Annotated in this window: 4 protein-coding genes; all 4 read left to right on the top strand. The window is 40.8% G+C overall.

Features of this window, described 5'->3' with window-relative positions; all coding sequences use genetic code 11:
* On the top strand, window positions 1-327 hold a 327-nt coding region (locus WES_RS0121975), incomplete at its 5' end, for a DUF7415 domain-containing protein (RefSeq protein ID WP_016235269.1).
* Window positions 327-533: a hypothetical protein gene (locus WES_RS24625; protein ID WP_071599031.1), complete on the top strand. Its 207-nt coding sequence runs from the start codon at window positions 327-329 to the stop codon at window positions 531-533. The genes WES_RS0121975 and WES_RS24625, both read left to right, overlap by 1 nt.
* Window positions 534-762: 229 nt before the next feature.
* Window positions 763-1,494, top strand: coding sequence for a hypothetical protein (locus tag WES_RS00035; RefSeq protein ID WP_016158955.1), 732 nt, complete (start codon window positions 763-765; stop codon window positions 1,492-1,494).
* A gap of 194 nt (window positions 1,495-1,688) precedes the next feature.
* Window positions 1,689-2,387, top strand: a complete 699-nt coding sequence (locus WES_RS00030; protein ID WP_016158954.1) for a hypothetical protein — start codon at window positions 1,689-1,691, stop codon at window positions 2,385-2,387.
* Window positions 2,388-2,614 lie beyond the last annotated feature (227 nt).

Raw genomic sequence — 2,614 nt, forward strand, 5'->3', positions numbered from 1 at the left:
GAATGGGTGCAGGGTGTGTATACGGGGCGAAAGGTTGAAGCCCGGATAACAGATGTTACTGACCTGTCAGACTGGCTGGAAGATTATGTCTTGCTAAGTATTGAGCTGCTTAATACAGGCGCATATGAGATTGTGAACTGGAAAGAACTTAGTGCGCGTGGTCTGGTATTTAGAATTAATCATGAAATTATGCATCAGCTCGGCCTTGCTATTATGTATGAACCAGATACGGGGCTGTCTGGTGGGGCAATGGTTGCTGTGGATGGGATGTGGAACTATTCAGATGAACAGATGGAGCGTGCACAGCAAAACGGGTGGCCTGGATAATGCACAGAATACCAAGCGAGATACCGCACCATAAAACTAAAAATATCAAGCTGATGGCTATTGTTCAGCGTTTACAGCGGATTATGGTCAACGAAAATCTGACGCCCGATGAGCTAGTCGGGTGTGCCGAAATAGTCCGGGATAATTACGGGCGGTTTAACCATATCGGTCAATCAAGAGTTACGCCACCACCACGCAGACGATAGAGAACGCCGCCAGTCGTGAAACTTGTTTTCAGGGCTGGCGGGGTTGAACAACGAGCGAAGCGAGGCGTTAGTTGACAGTCATATTTTTACTGCGTTGGTGCTGGTTTTTGACGGTTGAAAGGAGTTAGCTCGGAGAGCTAAAGCTAACAACTTACAAATATTCAAAAGTAAGCTTCCTGTTGCTAACATAAGGTCGATTTTTTATGTGGATGATGCAAAAAGGATAGCTATGGATATTGTAATCGCTTTTCTATCACTCGCTTTTTTCGTTGCTTTTTTCATCGGGTTAATCAAGCCATCACTGGTGCGGATGCCAAACCGTAAACGTGCAAGTGCGGTTTATCTCGGAGGTGGTTTTGCATTGAGCATAATTGGTTCAATACTCTACCCAACAGAAAAAAGCCAGCCAGTTGCTAAAACTGAAACAGCAACCGTAGCAGAACACCAGGCTCAAAAAACATTCGAATATACTGAAAAAACACTCAAGGAATATCGGAACGAGCCAAAGAAGACTCGACACGATATTGTGAATAGTTACATTAACTTTAAGAAAGTGCCAGTCACCGCATCAGATGCATTTTATGCCTGCATGAGTGAGTATACATTTACCAAAGATGATGAGTTGAAACTCGGTGATGTTCTTGGATGGTGCTTTAATGATTATGAAAAAGATCCGAAATCACTAAACAATAAAATCAACCTTGATACATTTCAGAGTAATTTTAGTGGTTGGGATGGTTCTTATCGACCATTGGAAAAGTTAATTAAAGAGAATATGAACGATGATTCATCTTATAAACATGTGTCAACAGTGTATCATTTAATCCTGAATAAAGACCCTCATGCTATAGTGAAAACCACATTTCGCGGTACTAATGCCTATGGTGGTGTCGTGAAGCAAACAATTGCAGCGCGTGTTAATGTGAAAACGGGTGAAATAGTTTCGATACTAAATAATTGAAGGTGATGCCACCGATACTGAAGTTTGATATTGTGTCGGTGGCATTGAAAGATGATCTTAAAGCATGTCTATTTTTTGTTTTGCATGATTTTTTTGATGTGTTGTTTTGTTTGTAATTAGAGTGCTTGATGATTTAAATTTCTTTTAGATGTTGTGTGAAAATATTGTGATTTTCTATATCAAGGATTTGTTTCATGAAGTATTGTGGGATAGCTTTAATAATATGTCTTTGCTTGTTTATGTTCGCATTTGGTTTTGTGTTGGGCGGAGTTCAATGGGCATGGAGCGAGAGTGAAAATAATAGCAAGGTCGCATTTTGGACAATGCTAGGAGGGTGGGTGTCAGGATTGGCTACTCTCGCGGCTGTGGGGGTTTCATTATTTACAAGTTATTATGCGATGATGTTAGGCAAAGAGAAAGTTGACGTTGTTTTTGCGCCTATATATACGACCTCTACGGCAAAAAAAGCAGATAAGCTTTCATCGCAAGATTTGGCTAATATCAAAGTGACAAATTTACACGGTGTGAAGTGTACTATTGTTAATGTTTATATGAAGTTTAGTGATGTTAAGGAACCATTAAAGATTAATAACCTTAAACAGGGCGGTAAGCCCATTCCTTATACGCTATGTAATATAAGCGATATGTGGGAGTTTGCATTTGGGATGGAGTCAAACCCTAGATTGAGATTTCTATTGTCAGGATTGAAATATGAAGGTCGACCATCCTTTAAAAAGGGGTATTTCATCATTGAGACAGCAATGAAACAATACAAGTTAAAGATGCGGAAAGACTTTCTCTCAATATTACAGAGTGAGTATCAAAGCATAGAGGAAGAATCTAAACGTAACTCAGTTAAATCAGGGTGGTCACGGTATAAAAAACAGAATTAATTACCTAATCAGTTATCGTGCATACACAATATGCATGGATTTGCATGCGCAAGCAGCATTCACATTGGTTGTTTTAGTTCAGGACTGGTGCTGTTTCGACGTGTTCATGCAACTGCATTAAAACAGCCCCACGAAGCGGGCGGGCGAGGCGGGGAAAGCACTGCGCGCTGGCGGTGGTGCTGATTTTATTTTTTCAGCGTCTGAGCGCGTCGTGATGGCGTTTAGAT

The sequence above is a fragment of the Escherichia sp. KTE31 genome, assembly GCF_000407925.1.
Classification (GTDB): domain Bacteria; phylum Pseudomonadota; class Gammaproteobacteria; order Enterobacterales; family Enterobacteriaceae; genus Escherichia; species Escherichia ruysiae.

What these genes read in the sequence shown, in the direction of transcription:
- WES_RS24625 (WP_071599031.1), top strand. Translation starts at nt 327, where the DNA reads ATGCACAGAATACCAAGCGAGATACCGCACCATAAAACTAAAAATATC.
- WES_RS00035 (WP_016158955.1), top strand. Translation starts at nt 763, where the DNA reads ATGGATATTGTAATCGCTTTTCTATCACTCGCTTTTTTCGTTGCTTTT.
- WES_RS00030 (WP_016158954.1), top strand. Translation starts at nt 1,689, where the DNA reads ATGAAGTATTGTGGGATAGCTTTAATAATATGTCTTTGCTTGTTTATG.